9 protein-coding genes are annotated in these 15,541 nt (G+C 63.8%); 8 read left to right on the forward strand and 1 reads right to left on the reverse strand.

Annotated elements, in window-relative coordinates:
- Positions 1-52: 52 nt before the first annotated feature.
- The 3 genes from AC58D2_RS04350 to AC58D2_RS04360 all read left to right on the forward strand — a co-directional run bounded on the left by AC58D2_RS04350 (position 53) and on the right by AC58D2_RS04360 (position 5,542).
- Positions 53-1,675: a sodium/sugar symporter gene (locus tag AC58D2_RS04350; protein WP_497387688.1), complete on the forward strand. Its 1,623-nt coding sequence runs from the start codon at positions 53-55 to the stop codon at positions 1,673-1,675.
- Positions 1,666-2,544, forward strand: coding sequence for a 2-dehydro-3-deoxygalactonokinase (locus tag AC58D2_RS04355; protein WP_497387878.1), 879 nt, complete (start codon positions 1,666-1,668; stop codon positions 2,542-2,544). The genes AC58D2_RS04350 and AC58D2_RS04355 overlap by 10 nt, the downstream gene beginning before the upstream one ends.
- Before the next feature lie 205 nt (positions 2,545-2,749).
- Positions 2,750-5,542: a TonB-dependent receptor gene (locus AC58D2_RS04360; protein ID WP_497387690.1), complete on the forward strand. Its 2,793-nt coding sequence runs from the start codon at positions 2,750-2,752 to the stop codon at positions 5,540-5,542.
- A gap of 121 nt (positions 5,543-5,663) precedes the next feature.
- On the opposite strand, the gene AC58D2_RS04365 is transcribed toward AC58D2_RS04360, so the two are convergent.
- Entirely contained in the window at positions 5,664-7,397 is a 1,734-nt protein-coding gene (locus AC58D2_RS04365) for an arylsulfatase (RefSeq protein WP_497387692.1), read from the reverse strand.
- A 143-nt stretch (positions 7,398-7,540) separates the two neighbouring features.
- Here AC58D2_RS04365 and AC58D2_RS04370 point away from each other — a divergent pair, with 143 nt between their 5' ends.
- From AC58D2_RS04370 to AC58D2_RS04390, 5 genes are all read left to right on the forward strand, one after another.
- On the forward strand, positions 7,541-8,173 hold the full coding sequence (locus AC58D2_RS04370) for a 2-dehydro-3-deoxy-6-phosphogalactonate aldolase (protein WP_497387694.1): 633 nt from the start codon (positions 7,541-7,543) through the stop codon (positions 8,171-8,173).
- A 28-nt stretch (positions 8,174-8,201) separates the two neighbouring features.
- A complete protein-coding gene (locus AC58D2_RS04375) occupies positions 8,202-9,665 on the forward strand; it encodes a sulfatase-like hydrolase/transferase (RefSeq protein WP_497387696.1) in 1,464 nt (487 codons plus the stop codon).
- Positions 9,666-9,749: 84 nt separating this feature from the next.
- Positions 9,750-11,696 carry a glycoside hydrolase family 2 protein gene (locus AC58D2_RS04380; RefSeq protein ID WP_497387698.1) on the forward strand — a complete coding sequence of 649 codons (1,947 nt, stop codon included), beginning with the start codon at positions 9,750-9,752 and terminating at the stop codon, positions 11,694-11,696.
- Positions 11,697-11,702: 6 nt separating this feature from the next.
- A complete protein-coding gene (locus AC58D2_RS04385; protein ID WP_497387700.1) occupies positions 11,703-12,668 on the forward strand; it encodes a formylglycine-generating enzyme family protein in 966 nt (321 codons plus the stop codon).
- Between the two features lie 112 nt (positions 12,669-12,780).
- On the forward strand, positions 12,781-15,516 hold the full coding sequence (locus tag AC58D2_RS04390; RefSeq protein WP_497387702.1) for a TonB-dependent receptor: 2,736 nt from the start codon (positions 12,781-12,783) through the stop codon (positions 15,514-15,516).
- Positions 15,517-15,541: the final 25 nt, after the last annotated feature.

Genomic DNA, 15,541 nt, shown 5'->3' on the forward strand with positions numbered 1-15,541 from the left:
ATAAACGAACATCACGATGCCGGGGATGACTCGGCCTTCCGGGAGGGAATGGATGTCCAATTTGTCGCAAATCGATCTGATCGTCGTGATCCTCTATGCCATCGGCATTTTCGGGCTCGCGCAATGGGTCAGCCGCGAGAAAGCCGGACATCAAAAGGATTCGAGCGATTATTTTCTGGCCTCGAAGAACCTGCCCTGGTGGGCGATCGGCGCCTCGCTGATCGCGGCCAATATTTCGGCCGAACAAATCGTCGGCATGTCGGGTTCGGGCTATGCGATCGGGCTTGCCATCGCATCCTATGAATGGATGGCGGCGGCGACGTTGCTGATCGTCGGCAAATGGTTCCTTCCGATCTTCCTCGCCAACAAAATCTATACGATGCCGCAGTTCCTCGAACAACGGTTCGGGCCGACGATCCGCACGGTCATGGCGATCTTCTGGCTCGCGCTCTATATCTTCGTCAATCTCACCTCCATCATCTGGCTCGGTTCGATCGCGGTGACGCAGGTTGCGGGCGTGAACCAGGACGTCGCGCTTGTCGGGCTCGGCGCCTTTGCCCTCCTCTACCAGCTTCGCGGCGGGTTGAAGGCGGTTGCGCTCACCGACATCGTCCAGGTCACCCTGCTCGTGCTTGGTGGGCTGGTGATCGCGTGGTTGACGCTCGGCAAGATCGGCGGCGACGCGGGCGTCCTCGGCGGCTTCGCCGAACTGACCCGCCGCGCGCCCGACCATTTCGACATGATCCTTTCGCCCGACAGCCCCTATTACAAGGATTTGCCCGGCATCGCGGTGCTGGTCGGCGGCATGTGGATCGCGAACCTCAGCTATTGGGGATTCAACCAGTATATCATCCAGCGCGCGCTTGCGGCAAAGAGCCTGCCGGAAGCGCAAAAGGGCGTGATCTTCGCCGGTTTCCTGAAGCTTGTGATGCCGATCATCATCGTGCTCCCCGGTATCGCGGCGGTCGTCCTCGCGCCCGACCTCGCCAAGCCGGACCAGGCCTATCCGACGATGATGGCGCTGCTTCCCACCGGCCTGCTCGGCCTCGTCTTCGCCGCGCTGATCGCCGCGATCATCGCGTCGACCGCGTCGAAGATCAATTCGATCGCGACCATCTTCACCCTCGACCTCTATGCCAAGCGCAAGGGCGTTCAGAGCCGTGCGGAAGACGCGGCGGGCACCGATGCCCATGAACGGCACCTCGTGCTCGTCGGCCGTATCGCCGCCGCGGTGTCGATCGTCCTCGCGATGGCGACCGCGCGCCCGCTGCTCGGCAGCCTCGACCAGGCCTTTCAATATATCCAGGAATTTTCGGGCTTCGTTACCCCCGGCATCACGGTGATCTTCCTGCTCGGCCTGTTCTGGAAGCGCGCGACCGAGGCCGGCGCGCTGACCGGGGCGGTCGCATCGGTGCTGCTCAGCTTCGTCTTCTGGTTCCCGGCCGACTGGGGCGGTTCCGCCGCGCTCAATGCCGTGCCGTTCATGAACCGGATGAGCATCGTCTTCTTCGCCTCGCTCGCGCTCGCAGTCGTCGTCTCGCTGGCCCGCCCCGCGCCCACCGCAAGCAACCTCATCAGCATGGAGGGCGTCAGTTTCCGCACCACCACCGGCTTCAACATCGCGGCGGCGATCATCGTCCTGATCCTGATCGCGCTCTATGCGACCTGGTGGTGAGCTTCGCCGGCGCCTTTCTGGCCATCGACTGGGGGACGACGAACCGGCGCGTCTTCCTGATCGACGGCGGTCGCGTAGTCCACACTGAACGCGACGATCGCGGCGTAACATCCACCCAAGACTTCCCCGCGGAGGTTGCCGGGATCCGCAACCGGCTCGGTGACCTTCCAATGTTGCTCGCGGGCATGGCGGGGTCGAATATCGGCTGGCAGATGGCGCCTTATGTCCCGGTTCCGGCTGGATTGGCGGACGTCGCGAAGGCCCTGCTGTTCATCGACGACCGCACGGCAATCGTGCCCGGCCTGTCGACGATCGCGGACCGGCGCCCCGACGTGATGCGCGGGGAGGAGGTTCAACTACTCGGCGCCGCCGAAAGCGGACTGGTTCCTGCCGATGCGCTGCTCGCGCAACCGGGTACGCATTGCAAATGGGCCCAACTCGAAGACGGTCGCGTAACCGGATTCGTCACCACGATGACCGGCGAACTGTTCGCCCTCCTCCGCCGTCACGGACTGCTCGCCGCGCAGCTTGGCGGCGAAGTCGAACTGGGCCAGGCCTTTCGCGAAGGACTTGCGGAGGGCGCTCGCCGCGATCTGACCGCGACCTTGTTCAGCATTCGCGCCGCGAAGATGCTCGGCTTGCGCGACGATGCCGACGCCGCTTCCTATGCCAGTGGCGTGCTGATCGGCAACGATGTCGCCGTGCGTCTTCACGAAAACGCACACCGCGCCATCCACATCCTCGCCGACCCGATGCTCGGCAGCCTTTATGGCGCCGCCGTCGAGGCGCAGGGCCGGTCTGCCACGATCGTCGACAGCCACGCCGCCTTCGTCGCTGGAATTATCGCCGTCGCACGGCGCCTCGGCTGACCGGACTTTCGACCACCGCGGCTCGCCATAGCGGCGGGCGACGGTCGACCGCTTCCATCCAAATGCATCGATCCGCCGCCTGCCCCGCTGGCGGCGCACCCCATCGCGCGCCAAGCAATAATCATTGCCATTTCTCAGTTTTATAATATTTATGTTATGACTCGGCGCGGAACAGCCGTGTAAAGCAACAAGGGAGGAGAGGATCATGCGTTTTGCATTGCTCGGCGCCGTATCGACGACGGCATTGTTCGTGTCATTGCCGGTAGCGGCACAAGAGGTCGCGACGCCGGGACCCGAAGCCGCACCGGCTGCGGAGGCCGGACCCGACGAAATCATCGTTACCGGCGTGCGCCAGTCGCTCGAACGCGCAGCCGAGGTAAAGCGCGATGCGGTGCAGGTGGTCGACTCGATCGTCGCGACCGATATCGGAAAGCTGCCCGATCCGACCGTCGCCGCCGCGCTGCAACGCGTTCCCGGCATCCAGGTCCAGAATGATCGCAACAACGAACTCTCGACGGTGCGTATTCGCGGCCTGACCGACATTCTGACGACCGTGAACGGCCGCGAGGTCATCACGACGACGGGCCGCGGCTTCGATCTGAAAGATGTCCCCGCCGAAGCGCTCGCGCGGATCGACGCCTTCAAGTCGCAGACCGCGGACCAGATCGAAGGCGGCGTCGCCGGCGCGCTCGACCTGCGTCTCAACCGCCCCTTTCAATTCCGCGATCCGACGCTGGTCCTGACCGCGCGACAGAATTACGCAACGGTCGTCGGAGCCGCCAACCCCCAACTCGGCATCCTTGCCGCGGGCAAGACCGACACGTCGATCGGCGAAATCGGCGCGCTGATCAACGCGACATGGTCGCAGTCGAAAAACCTTCGCAGCGTGACCAATCTGGGCGAGCGCCGCTACGCTGGCGGCAATCCGCTCGCTACGACGGGAATCATGGTGCCCCAGGTCCTGCGCAACATGCCCGACGTCGGCGATGTCGAACGCGCGCAGATCAATGCGGCGCTCCAGTGGCAGGCGACACCGTCGCTGCAATTCTATGCCGACGGCCTCTATACCTATTTCAACAGCACGACGGGCTTTGCGGGATTCAACCCGCAGCCCTTTACCAACAATTCGCAGATCTCGGACGTCACGGTGGGTGACTATTGCATCGATGCCCGGGTGAACGCCAACGGCACCAATCCGCAGCTCGTCACCGATTCCGACGGCAGTGTCACGCTTCAGCCCTTCACGGTCCAGCATATGTGCGAGCTCAAGAGCGCGCGCTTCAACAATGTCGTGATCAATCAGAATTCGTCTTCGGAGGAGGTGACGCAGCGCAACAAGATGATCGCGGGCGGATTCGATTTCGAACAGGATCGCGGCCACATCAAGTTGGACGTCGCCTATCAGACGTCGCGCTCTGTCACGGAGAATTTCAACGCCGAAGTCGGACAGCGCGTGCCATCGATCTTCGTCGTGCTCGACGACGACAACGGCCCGTCCTTCACGATCGATCCGTCGATTCCGCTCAGTTCGGACAATGTCTCGCTGCGCAATTCGATCAACCAGAATTTTTCGGCGGGACAGGGCAGCCTGTTCCAGGCGCGCGTCGACAGCGAATATGAACTGGACGGACTGCTGACCAAGCTGCGCGGAGGCGTCCGCTATGCGCGGCGCAAGGCCCGATTCCAGGAGGTTCGCCAGACCAATACCGTTCAGTCGATCGGCTTCGGCAATATCGGCACGCCCAGCGAAGCGAATGCCAGGCTGATATCCTCGCTGCCGCTGTCCCCCGACTTTTTGGGAATCATAGGCGTCGCGCCGCGTCTCAATGGCGGCCAGGCGTTTCTGGGCGTCAATCCGGCCTATCTGCGTTCGGAACGCGGTCGCAACGAACTGCGCGACCTGTTCGGCTTGCCGCTAGAACAGCCCGCCTATGATCCGACCAAGGAGTTCAACGCCAGCGAAGAGACGTACGCCGCCTATCTGGAAGGAAGCTACGAAATCCCGATCGGGGCGCTGACCCTCGACGGGGTGGTGGGTACGCGCGTCGTAAAGACCGATCGCACGATCTCGGGCTTCGAACGGGTCGGCAACAGCGACACCTATAGCCCCGTGATTGCCAAGAGATCCGATGTCGACATCCTGCCCGCAGCGACTGCGCGGCTCAAATTTCCGGGATCCTTCCAGACTCGCCTGACCTATTCGCGCTCGATGCGGAGGCCCGATTTCGGTTCGCTCAACCCGACCGAGTCCCTGACCGTCGTCGGCAATGTGTTCCTGATCAACAACGGCAGTCGCGGCAATCCCGATCTGAGGCCACAAAAATCGGACAGCATCGACCTGACCGCCGAATATTATTTCGACAGCGGCTATGTCGCGGTCACCGGCTATTATCGCTCGATCAAGGATCGCGTCGTCACCTCCAACACCCAGGAACTGATCAACGGCGACAATTACCTGATATCCAGCCCGCGCAACGTCGGTTCGGTCGACCTGAAAGGCATTGAAGTCAGTGCGCAATATTTCTTCGACTTCCTGCCCGGCGCGCTGTCCGGTTTCGGCGTGCAGGGAGCGTTCACGCTCGCCGATTCCGAGGTAAAGGGCGAGGATCGCCTGTCGGGCAATCCGCTCGTCGGGGTGTCCAAATATAATTACACGGCAGGCCTGCTCTACGACAAGGCGGGCCTCAGTGGCCGGCTGATCTGGACCTATCGCTCCAAATATATCAACGCCGACAACACGGGCGGCGTCGCGGTTCGTCCCTATGATGCCGACCGCGTCGACGAAGCCTATTTGCCGGTCTTCCTGTCGTACATCCGTCCTGCCGGACGGCTCGACTTCAGCATCGGATATGACGTGACGGAGGCGCTGAGGCTCGACATCGGCGGCACCAACATCCTGCGCAACAAAACGTCGAGCTATTGGGGCAATGAAAAGGTGGTGTTCCAGCTCAACGGAGACGAGACCGTCTACACCATCGGCGCGCGGATCAAATTCTAGGACGGGCCGCCATGTAAGAGCCCGGCCGGTCTGCGCTCCGATGCGGACCGGCCGGGCTTCCTTTTTCCAGCGTCGGCGCAAGGGCTGAGCGTCCGGTCAGCCCCTGCGAATGCGGTGGCGCTCAGGGTCGCGAGGCATAAGGCCGGTCGACCGCGTTGGCGCCGCCCCAATTCCGACGCTCGCGCCCTTTGAGATTGCGGTCGTAGGCGTTCTTCCACGGATCGACATAGCTGCGCGACGCCCATTCGTCCCATTGGCGGGCCATCGCCTCGACCCGTCCGGGCTGGCTGGCGGCAAGATCGTGCATCTCGGTGCGGTCGGTCGTCATGTCGAAGAGTTGCCACGGCTTTTGAAACCGCGCGACGAGCTTCCACTTACCGTCGCGCACCGCGCGATTGCCCTCATGTTCCCAGAAGATCGGCTGGGACCGATGAAGTGCCTCGCCCGAAAAGGCGGGAACCATCGAACGGCCCTGCATCGGGATGATGTCGTGCCCGTTGAATGTCGTCGGATAGGTTGCGCCGCTGACGTCCACCAGCGTCGGCATTATGTCGATCAAATGCCCCGGATCGCGGACCAGCGTCCCGCGCAGCGCCGGATCGATGCCGCGTGGCCAATGCGCGATCAGCGGCGTCGCAATGCCGCCTTCCTCGGTGAAATGTTTGAAATATTGGAAGGGCGTGTTCTGCAGCGTCGCCCAGTTCATGCCGGCCCACACCACCGATTTCGACCCGCCGGGCCGTCCCTTCCCTTCGAGCCGCCCGTCGGGGCCGCTTTCGGCATTGCCGCCGTTGTCGCTCATGAAGAGGATCAGCGTGTTGTCGAGTTCGCCCGCCTGCCGAAGCCGGTCGACCAGCGTACCGATCGCGCGGTCGGCGCGGCTGACGGTCGCGGCATAAACCGCCATGATCGTATCGAACCGATCCTTGTCCGCTTCGGTCAACCTGTTCCAGTCGTATGTGTTCACGAGCGGCGGGGGCAATTCAGTATCCGGGGCGATGATACCAAGCGCCTTCTGGCGTTCGAACCGCGCTCGCCGCACCGCGTCCCATCCGTCGCGATAGCGCCCCTTAAACTTCGCGACCTCGGCCTGGGGCGCCATCAGCGGGAAATGCGCGGCGACGAAGGGCATATAGAGGAAAAAGGGTTTTTGCTCGCTCTCGGCCTGATGAAAGAATTTGGTCTGCCAATCGACGAAAAGGTCCGACGAATACCAATTGCCCTGCCCCACCTCCGGCGAGGTCGAACTCACCTTGCGGCCGTCGATATATACATAGGTCGCGTTGCGCTGTGGCTGGTCGCGGTAATAGATCGCACCGAAGGGCGAGGTGAAGGAATGATCGAAGCCGCGGTTCCACGGCCCGACCCCGCGCGAGATGCCGACATGCCATTTTCCCGCCATCGCAGTGTAATAGCCCGCCGACTTAGCCACCTCGGCCAGCGTGACGACGCGGTCCATCAGCCGGCTCTTCAGCCCCTGCGATCCCGGCACCTCGACCCCCTCGAGATGGCCGAGACCCGCCTGATGCGGATAGGTTCCGGTAAGCAGCGACGCACGCGAGGGACTGCACCGCGCCGTGTTATAGAATTGCGTGAAAGCCAGCCCGTTCTTCGCAAGGGCGTCGATGTTGGGCGTCGGAATTTCGCTGCCAAAGGCCCCGATATCCGAAAAGCCGACATCGTCGAGCAGGATGACGACAATATTGGGCCGGGTCGGGCGTGGCTTCGCTGCGGGCGCCGGCTGGGCGCCCGGGGCCTGCGCCAGCCCCGGTGCCAAGGGAACCAGCGCCAGCGCCCATGCGGACGCCATGCCGCCGACGCGCAGCATCAATCGACCCGGGTTGCGGCTTGCCATATCCTCGTCTCCCAATTGCGCCGCCGCGTTGGCGGACCTTCGCAAGGCCAAAGGCGTAACGTAAAATATTTCGATTGCAACATTGATCATATCAATCTTATCTTATTGCCTTGCCGGTCTACGGTCACAAGAGAGGGATTCGCATGGTTCAGCCCGTCACGGATTTTGATGCGGCCTTCGCGCGCTGCCCGCTGATCGCGATCCTGCGCGGAGTAAAGCCCGACGAAGTGACTGATATCGGCGAAGCGCTGGTCGGCGCGGGATTTACGCTCATAGAGGTTCCGCTCAACTCGCCCGACCCGCTCGACAGCATCGCGCGGCTCGCCAAGGCTTGCGCCGGGCGCGCCGTCGTCGGCGCCGGCACAGTGCTGAGCATCGACGATGTCGTCGCGGTCGAGGCCGCGGGCGGACGCATGATCATTTCGCCGAACATGAACCCCGCCGTCGTCGCCGAAACCGCGACGCGCAACCTCGTCTCGCTTCCCGGCATCGCGACGCCGAGCGAGGCTTTTGCCGCGCTCGAAGCCGGCGCGACCGCGCTTAAACTATTCCCCGCCGAAGCCTCGCATCCCGCCGTCGTCAAGGCGATGCACGCCGTCCTCCCGTCGGGGACGCGGCTCCTGCCGGTCGGCGGGATCGCCCCCGACACGATGCAGCCGTGGCGCGCGGCCGGCGCTGCCGGATTCGGGCTCGGATCGGCTCTCTACCAACCGGGCCTCGGTGCTGCCGACGTCGGCGTACGGGCCGCCGACTTTGTGCAAGCGTGGCACGGCTGATCCCGAAATGTCGCGAGAAAACCGACCGATGACCGCGCGCCCGCTCGTCCGCACCCTGATGACCGCCGCCGCGATGACGCTCGCAGCCGTCGCCGTCGTCCCGCCCGCCGCCGCGCTCTCGCCGACGTCTCCGGCGTCCTCCCCTGCTCCGGCGGAACGCCGTCCGAACATCCTGTTCGTGCTCGTCGACGACATGGGGTTCGGCGACCTGTCGGTGATGGGGAACAGGAAGGTCCAGACGCCGAACCTCGACCGGATCGCGCGCGAAGGCGTGCTGTTCACCCAATTCTATGACCCCGCTCCGATCTGTTCGTCGTCGCGGGCCGGCCTTTTGACGGGGCGGTACCCGGCTAGTGCGGGCTTTGTTGCGATCACTGCAAATCGCAAGCGCAACGCCGAGCTGGGGCAGGCCGACTGGCTCGATCCGAAATTGCCGACGATCGCGCGGCTGCTCGACCATTCCGGCTATGCGACCGCGCATATCGGCAAATGGCATTTGGGCGGCGGCCGCGACATCGGCGACGCGCCGCGGCCCACCGCTTATGGTTTCGACCGGAGCTTCACGACGTTCGAAGGTCTTGGCCCGCGCGTCCTCGTCTCCGATCAGGAACGCTTCCTCGCCGAGCAGTCGGACGCGCTCGGCAACGGCCCGCGGTTCTGGGAGATCAAGACGAAGCTCACCGGCCTCTATTGCGACATGACGGTCGACTTCGTCGCCCAGCATTCGGACGAGCCCTGGTTCGTCAACCTGTGGCTCAACGACATTCACGATCCCTGGGCGCCCGACGACGAAAGCCTTTCGGACGTGATGGGCCAGGGCGAATCCTCCGACGACGACCGGATGCTCGCATCGCTTGTGAAGATGGACCGCACCCTGGGACGGCTTTTCGACCGCCTCGACCAGATGGGCGAGCTCGACAACACGCTGGTCCTCGTCACCTCGGACAATGGCCCGTCCTCGCTGTCGCGCTATTATGAACGCGGCGAAACGGCGCCGGGCAGCACCACCGGACTGCGCGGCCGCAAGTTCAGCCTGTACGAAGGCGGCATCCGCCAGCCGCTGATCGCCTATTGGCGCGGCCATGTCAAAGCCGGGGCCCGCGATGCGACCACGGTCGCGCAGGGGGTCGACCTGCTGCCCACCATTGCCGCGATCGTCGGTGCCGATGTCCCGGCAGGGAGCGTCGGCATCGATCTGTCGCCGGCGCTGGCCGGGACCCCGATTGCCGCGCGCCCGCCGCTTTTCTGGGCCTTCGGCCGCGAGGGATATCCCGTCGTCGCCAGGCCGCACGCGCCGCGCGACGTCTCGCCGCGCTTCGCGATACGCGACGGCGACTGGAAGCTGCTCGCGAACGACGGCGGCGCCGATGCGGAGCTTTACAACGTCGCGCGCGATCCGGTCGAAGCGACCGATCTTGCCGAGCGCGAGCCGGCGCGACGGGACCGGATGCTTGCGAAACTCAAGGCCTGGCTCGCCAGCCTGCCCCGTTGAACGGGGCGGGACCGCAGCGCGGCATTATTGGGAACCATATCGACGCGCGCAGAACAGGCCGCGCAACCAGCGGGAGGATTTTTTGTGAACAGGATCGGCTTACTTACCGGCATGACGGCGCTCTGCATGGCCCTGCAAGCACCAGCGTCCCTTGCCCAGACATCCGGGACGGCGGCAGGCCCGTCGCAGAGCGATGAAGGCCGTGCCTATGTCGGCCCGATCATCACCGAATGGGGTCGCAAGGTCACACCCGAAAACGCCTGGCGCAGCTATCCTCGGCCACAGATGACGCGGGACGCATGGCAGAATCTGAACGGGCTGTGGGACTATGCCATCGTCAAGGCGACCGCACCGCAGCCCAAGCAGATGGACGGCAAGATCCTGGTGCCCTTCGCGGTCGAATCGCGGCTGTCGGGGGTCGCGCGCACCGTCACCCCCGACGATCGTATCTGGTACCGGCGCGATTTCACCGTCCCCGCCGACTGGTCGGGCAAGCGGACGCTGCTTCATTTCGGCGCGGTCGATTTCGAGGCGACGATCTGGGTCAACGGTGCGCTCGTCGGCAGCCACCGCGGCGGCTCCGACCCGTTCGATTTCGATGTCACGGACTATCTGCACGCGGGCGCGAACGAGCTGGTCGTGCAGGTCGCCGACCCCACCTCGACCGGCGATCAGCCGCGCGGCAAACAGCGGCTAGACCCGCACGGCATCTGGTATACCGCGGTCAGCGGCATCTGGCAGACCGTGTGGCTGGAGCCCGTGCCCGATCTCTATATCAAGGAGGTGCGCGCGACGCCGGACATCGATCGCGGGACGGTCAGGGTCGATGTGGCGCTGAGCGCCGAAACGCGGCCCACCGATGCGGTGCGGGTGACCGCGCTAAAGGACGGCAAGCCGGTCGCATCGACGATCATTCGCGGCAATCGCAGCGCCGAACTGGCCATCCCCGACGCGCGCTTGTGGTCGCCCGACGATCCGTTCCTGTATGACCTGACCGCCGAGATCGTGAGCGTTGCAGCGCCCAAACCGCGCCCCGCGCCGCTGTCGCCCAAGGAACGCGCTGCCTATGCGGCGGCAACGCCGGCGGCGCAAGGCGGCGATATCGTCAAAAGCTATTTCGGAATGCGCAAAATCTCGGTCGGCAAGAACGCCGCTACCGGGCATCCGGCGTTGCTGCTGAACAACAAGCCGCTGTTCCAGAACGGCGTTCTCGATCAGGGCTGGTGGCCCGACGGCCTGTTGACCCCACCGTCGGAGGATGCGGCGAAGAGCGACATGGTGTTCCTGAAAAAGGCCGGGTTCAACATGCTGCGGAAACATATCAAGGTCGAACCGGCGCGCTATTATTACGACGCCGACCGCCTCGGCATGCTGATCTGGCAGGACATGCCCTCGGGCGGTTTCGAGGACCAGGCGGTGCGCCGCCCCAGCGACCGCGAGGCGGTGTTCACGTCGCGCGCGATGGCCCAGTACCAGCTCGAAATGGCAGAGGTCATCGGCGCGCTGCGGTCCTTCCCCTCGATCGTGATGTGGGTCACCAACAACGAGGGTTGGGGACAATATGGCGCGCGCACCGTCGCCGGGCTTGCCAAGGCGATGGATCCCAGCCGCCTGGTCGATGCGACGAGCGGCTGGTACGATGTCGCAGGCGGCGTGTCGGACGTGTACGACATCCATACGTATGACGAAATCCCGCTGGTCCCCAGGGACAGCGGCGCGCGCGTGCGGGTGATCGGCGAATATGGCGGCATCGGCCTGGCCGAGCCGGGGCATTTGTGGTTCCCGGACCGGGATCAGCGCCTTTATCAGATCGCGACCGACACCGCGGATTTCCGCTCGCGCTATCGCACGAAGTTCGACGAGATCGTCCGGCAATACCGGCAGGACGGCCTCGCCGCGGCGGTCTATACCCAGACCAGCGACGTCGAGGGTGAACTGAACGGCCTGCTGACCTATGACCGCGCCGTATCGAAGCTGCCGCCGGCCGAATGGAAGGCGATGGCCGCGCCGCTGTTTCCCGACAAGGACTGACCCGACATGCCCGCCCCCTCGCATCGACCGTCCCCCGACGCCGCGCCGTCTTTCGCGGATATGCGGCGCATCGAGGGGGGCAGCTTTGCGATGGGGTCGGACCATTTCTATCCTGAGGAAGCCCCGGTGCGCCGGATCAAGGTCGACAGTTTCCGGATCGACGAGCGACCGGTGACGAATGCCGACTTCGCGGCATTCGTCGATGCAACGGGATATCGCACCCTCGCCGAACTGCCACCCGATCCGGCGCTTTACCCCGACGCCGACCTCGACGGCGTTGCACCGGGATCGCTCGTCTTCCAGCCGACGTCGACGCTCGTTCCGCTCGACGATCCTTCCTGGTGGTGGGAGTTCGTCGAAGGCGCATACTGGCGCCATCCCACCGGGCCGGACAGTTCGATCGACGGGATCGAGGACCATCCCGTCGTCCACGTCGCCTATGGCGATGCGGAAGCCTATGCGAAGTGGGCGGGCAAGGCGCTGCCGACCGAGGCCGAATGGGAATATGCCGCGCGCGGCGGCGTCGACGGGCAGGATTATGCCTGGGGGGACGAACTCGCACCGGGCGGCGCGATCCTGGCCAACTATTGGCAGGGCATGTTCCCGGTCTCGACGACGAAAGCCGACGGCCGGTATCGTACCACCCCGACAGGCAGCTTTCCTGCCAACGGATATGGCCTGTCCGACATGATCGGCAATGTCTGGGAGTGGACGCGCGACTGGTATGCGGCCCCGCAGGCGGCAAAAGCGAAATCGCCATGTTGCGCGATTCCCAATCCGCGCGGCGCCACCCGCGCGCAAAGTTACGACGCGGCGATGCCGAACGTCCGAATCGGCCGCAAGGTACTGAAGGGCGGATCGCATCTATGCGCCCCCAATTATTGCCAGCGTTACCGCCCCGCGGCCCGTCATGCGCAACAGATCGACAGCGCGACGAGCCATATCGGGTTCCGATGCGTGGTCCGCAAATAGCTGTTAAAAGAGAATTTTCCCGCAGATATCGGCCCTTTTTCCGGCCAGCGGGTTGCAAACCTCTATAAATCTGATAAATGCTATTTAATAGCAAAGCAGATGGGGGGAGATCATGCAAAAGATTTGGTTGCTGGGTACCGTGTCGGTGCTCGGCTGTGGAATCATGGCATCGGCGCCGGCGATGGCGCAGAATCAGGCTCGCAACGACGACGCGGTCGTCGCGGAGCCGGGCACCGACGAAATCGTCGTCACCGCCATTCGGCGCAGCCTGGCAAGCGCCCAGTCGATCAAGCGCAATTCGGATGCGATCGTCGATTCGATCGTCGCAGAGGACATCGGAAAGCTCCCCGATATCACCGCCGCGGAATCGGCCGCGCGCATCACCGGCCTGCAGGTCGATCGCGCGCAGGGCGAAGCGGCCGGGGTTCGCATTCGCGGCCTTCCCGATTTCTCGACGACCTTCAACGGGCGCGATATCTTCATCGCCGACGGGCGCTCGATGAACCTTCAGATATTTCCGTCGGGCAGCATCTCGCGGCTCGACGTCTATAAATCGTCGACCGCCAACCTGATCGAACCGGGCATAGCGGGGCTCGTCGATGTGCGCTCGCGCAAGCCGCTCGACTTCAAGCGCGATCGGATTTTCGGCGGCATTTCTGGAGTGCACTGGTACCAGTCGCAGGATCTGACCGCCGAGGGCCATCTGTTGATCAGCAAGCGGTGGGACACGTCGATCGGCGAGATCGGCGTCCTGGTGAACGGCTCCTATGCGCAGGCCAGCTATATCGATTCGACGCGCAACAATGCGCTGGCGATCGGAAGCCGCCAGCTCGCGGCCTATCCCGACCCCATTCGATATCCCAATTTCGTCAATACCAACTATGCGGTGGCGAAGCGCACCCGGCCGTCGGCGAACTTCGCTGTCCAATGGCGGCCGAACCGGGATCTCGAGCTTTATGTCGACGGCATCTGGCAGGGCTTCCGCAACCGTGGCGAGGGCCGCAACTTGCAGGTGACCGTCGGCGGCGCGGCGGGAATCCCCAACGTCGAATTCCATCCCGACTCCGATCTCGTAAAGAGCATGGATACGCGCGGAGGCGCCTTTCCCACCGGCGGCCAGCTCGTCGTCGATGCCGATACGAACACCTATCAAATCGGTGGCGGATTCAAGTGGAAGCAAGCGGCGCTGTCGCTATCCGGCGACCTTGCCTACACCGACTCGACCTATACCTTGACCAACAGCCGCCTCAATTTCATGCTGCGCGGCGCCCCGGACAAGCATTTCGATTTCGACACCGACGACGGCGAAGGCGGTCCGACCGTCACCCTGTCCAACTTCGACCTGTTCGATCCGGCCAACTATCGGATGGTCGGCCTTGCCGAGACGGGGTCGAAGTCGGGCCGGCATGGCATCCAGGCGCGTATCGACGGCGAGTATCAGCTGTCGAGCCCGCTGATCGACAAGCTGCAATTCGGCCTGCGCTTCAGCGACCACGACGCATTCCGGTATAATTACGACCAGAACCATATCGCACCGCCGGGCACCTTCTACACCGCCCTGCCGCTCGAATATCAGACGCTGACGCCGGGCTTTCGCAATGACGACGCCGAATCGCTGCGCGTCTTCCTGGTTCCCACGCGCAAGTCGCTCATCGACAATCTCGATTATCTGCGCGAGCTGACGACGCTGTCGACGCCCGAGTTCGGCGAGCCTACCTATCAGGCCAATGAAAAGGATTATGCGGGCTATATCCAGGCGCGCTACGCCTTCGACGTCGGCTTTCCGGTCGACGGTCTTGTCGGGGTACGCGCGGTGCGCACCGAAGACCGCATCAGCGGCTATGCGCGCGAGACGCTGCCCGATCCCGATGGCGGCGACGATATCGTCACCGAAACCCCGATCTCGCGGTCGAACGGCTACACCGATTTCCTGCCGAATGTCAGTGCGCGGCTGCGTCCGGCGCGCGATTTCCAGCTTCGCCTCGCCTTTACCAAGACGCGCACGCGCCCGGGGTTCGGACAGTTGAACCCGACCCTGACGATCGGGCTGCCGCCATCCTCCTGCGTGGTCGACCCGGCATTTCCCGAAAACGGCCCCGACAATCCGGACTGCGTCCGCACGGCGTCAGGCGGCAACGCCGACCTCGATCCGATCGAATCGACCAACTATGACGTCTCGTTCGAATATTTTCCCGCCCGTTCGACCGCGCTGACGGTCGGACTGTTCCGCCGCGACGTAAAGGGCTTTATCTCCAACTTCACGGTCGAGGTCGACGATCCCGAATATCGCCGGCTGCGCATCACGCGCCCCGACAATGGCGGCAAGGGAAAGATCCAGGGCGTCGAGGCCGCCGTCACGACATTGCTCGATGCGCGGTGGCTGCCGACCTGGCTGCACGATTTCGGCGTCCAGGCCAATTACACCTATATCGATCACTCGTCCGAGCTGCCCGAGGAATATGCCGCGTCCCTTCCCGGGCAACAGAAGATCGCAGGCGTATCGAGCCATATCTACAACCTCGTCGGCTTCTATGAAACCAAGGGGCTTTCGCTCCGCCTCGCCTATAATTACCGCTCGAAGTTCATCGTGAATTATCAGCAGCTCAACGATCCCGGGATCGGCGGGCTGGGTCCCGTGCTGCCCCTGATCGAGGACGGACGCGGTACGCTCGATTTCGCGGCGACGCTGCATCCGACCCGGAATTTCTCGGTCAGCTTCAACGCGTCCAACATATTGGGCACGGCCGCGACCAATCACCGTCAGTTCAATGCCGAGGGCGATATCTATCCGTTCCAGACGCGCTTTCTGGAAAGCGTCTATCGCGTCGGACTGCGTTTCAACTTCTGACGCCCAGGAGGCGGAAGATGGAAAG

The sequence above is a fragment of the Sphingopyxis sp. CR5 genome, assembly GCF_059693785.1.

Coding starts and splice junctions, on each gene's coding strand:
- AC58D2_RS04350 (WP_497387688.1), top strand. CDS start 53: ATGTCCAATTTGTCGCAAATCGATCTGATCGTCGTGATCCTCTATGCC.
- AC58D2_RS04390 (WP_497387702.1), top strand. CDS start 12,781: ATGCAAAAGATTTGGTTGCTGGGTACCGTGTCGGTGCTCGGCTGTGGA.
- AC58D2_RS04385 (WP_497387700.1), top strand. CDS start 11,703: ATGCCCGCCCCCTCGCATCGACCGTCCCCCGACGCCGCGCCGTCTTTC.
- AC58D2_RS04375 (WP_497387696.1), top strand. CDS start 8,202: ATGACCGCGCGCCCGCTCGTCCGCACCCTGATGACCGCCGCCGCGATG.
- AC58D2_RS04365 (WP_497387692.1), bottom strand. CDS start 7,397: ATGGCAAGCCGCAACCCGGGTCGATTGATGCTGCGCGTCGGCGGCATG.
- AC58D2_RS04360 (WP_497387690.1), top strand. CDS start 2,750: ATGCGTTTTGCATTGCTCGGCGCCGTATCGACGACGGCATTGTTCGTG.
- AC58D2_RS04370 (WP_497387694.1), top strand. CDS start 7,541: ATGGTTCAGCCCGTCACGGATTTTGATGCGGCCTTCGCGCGCTGCCCG.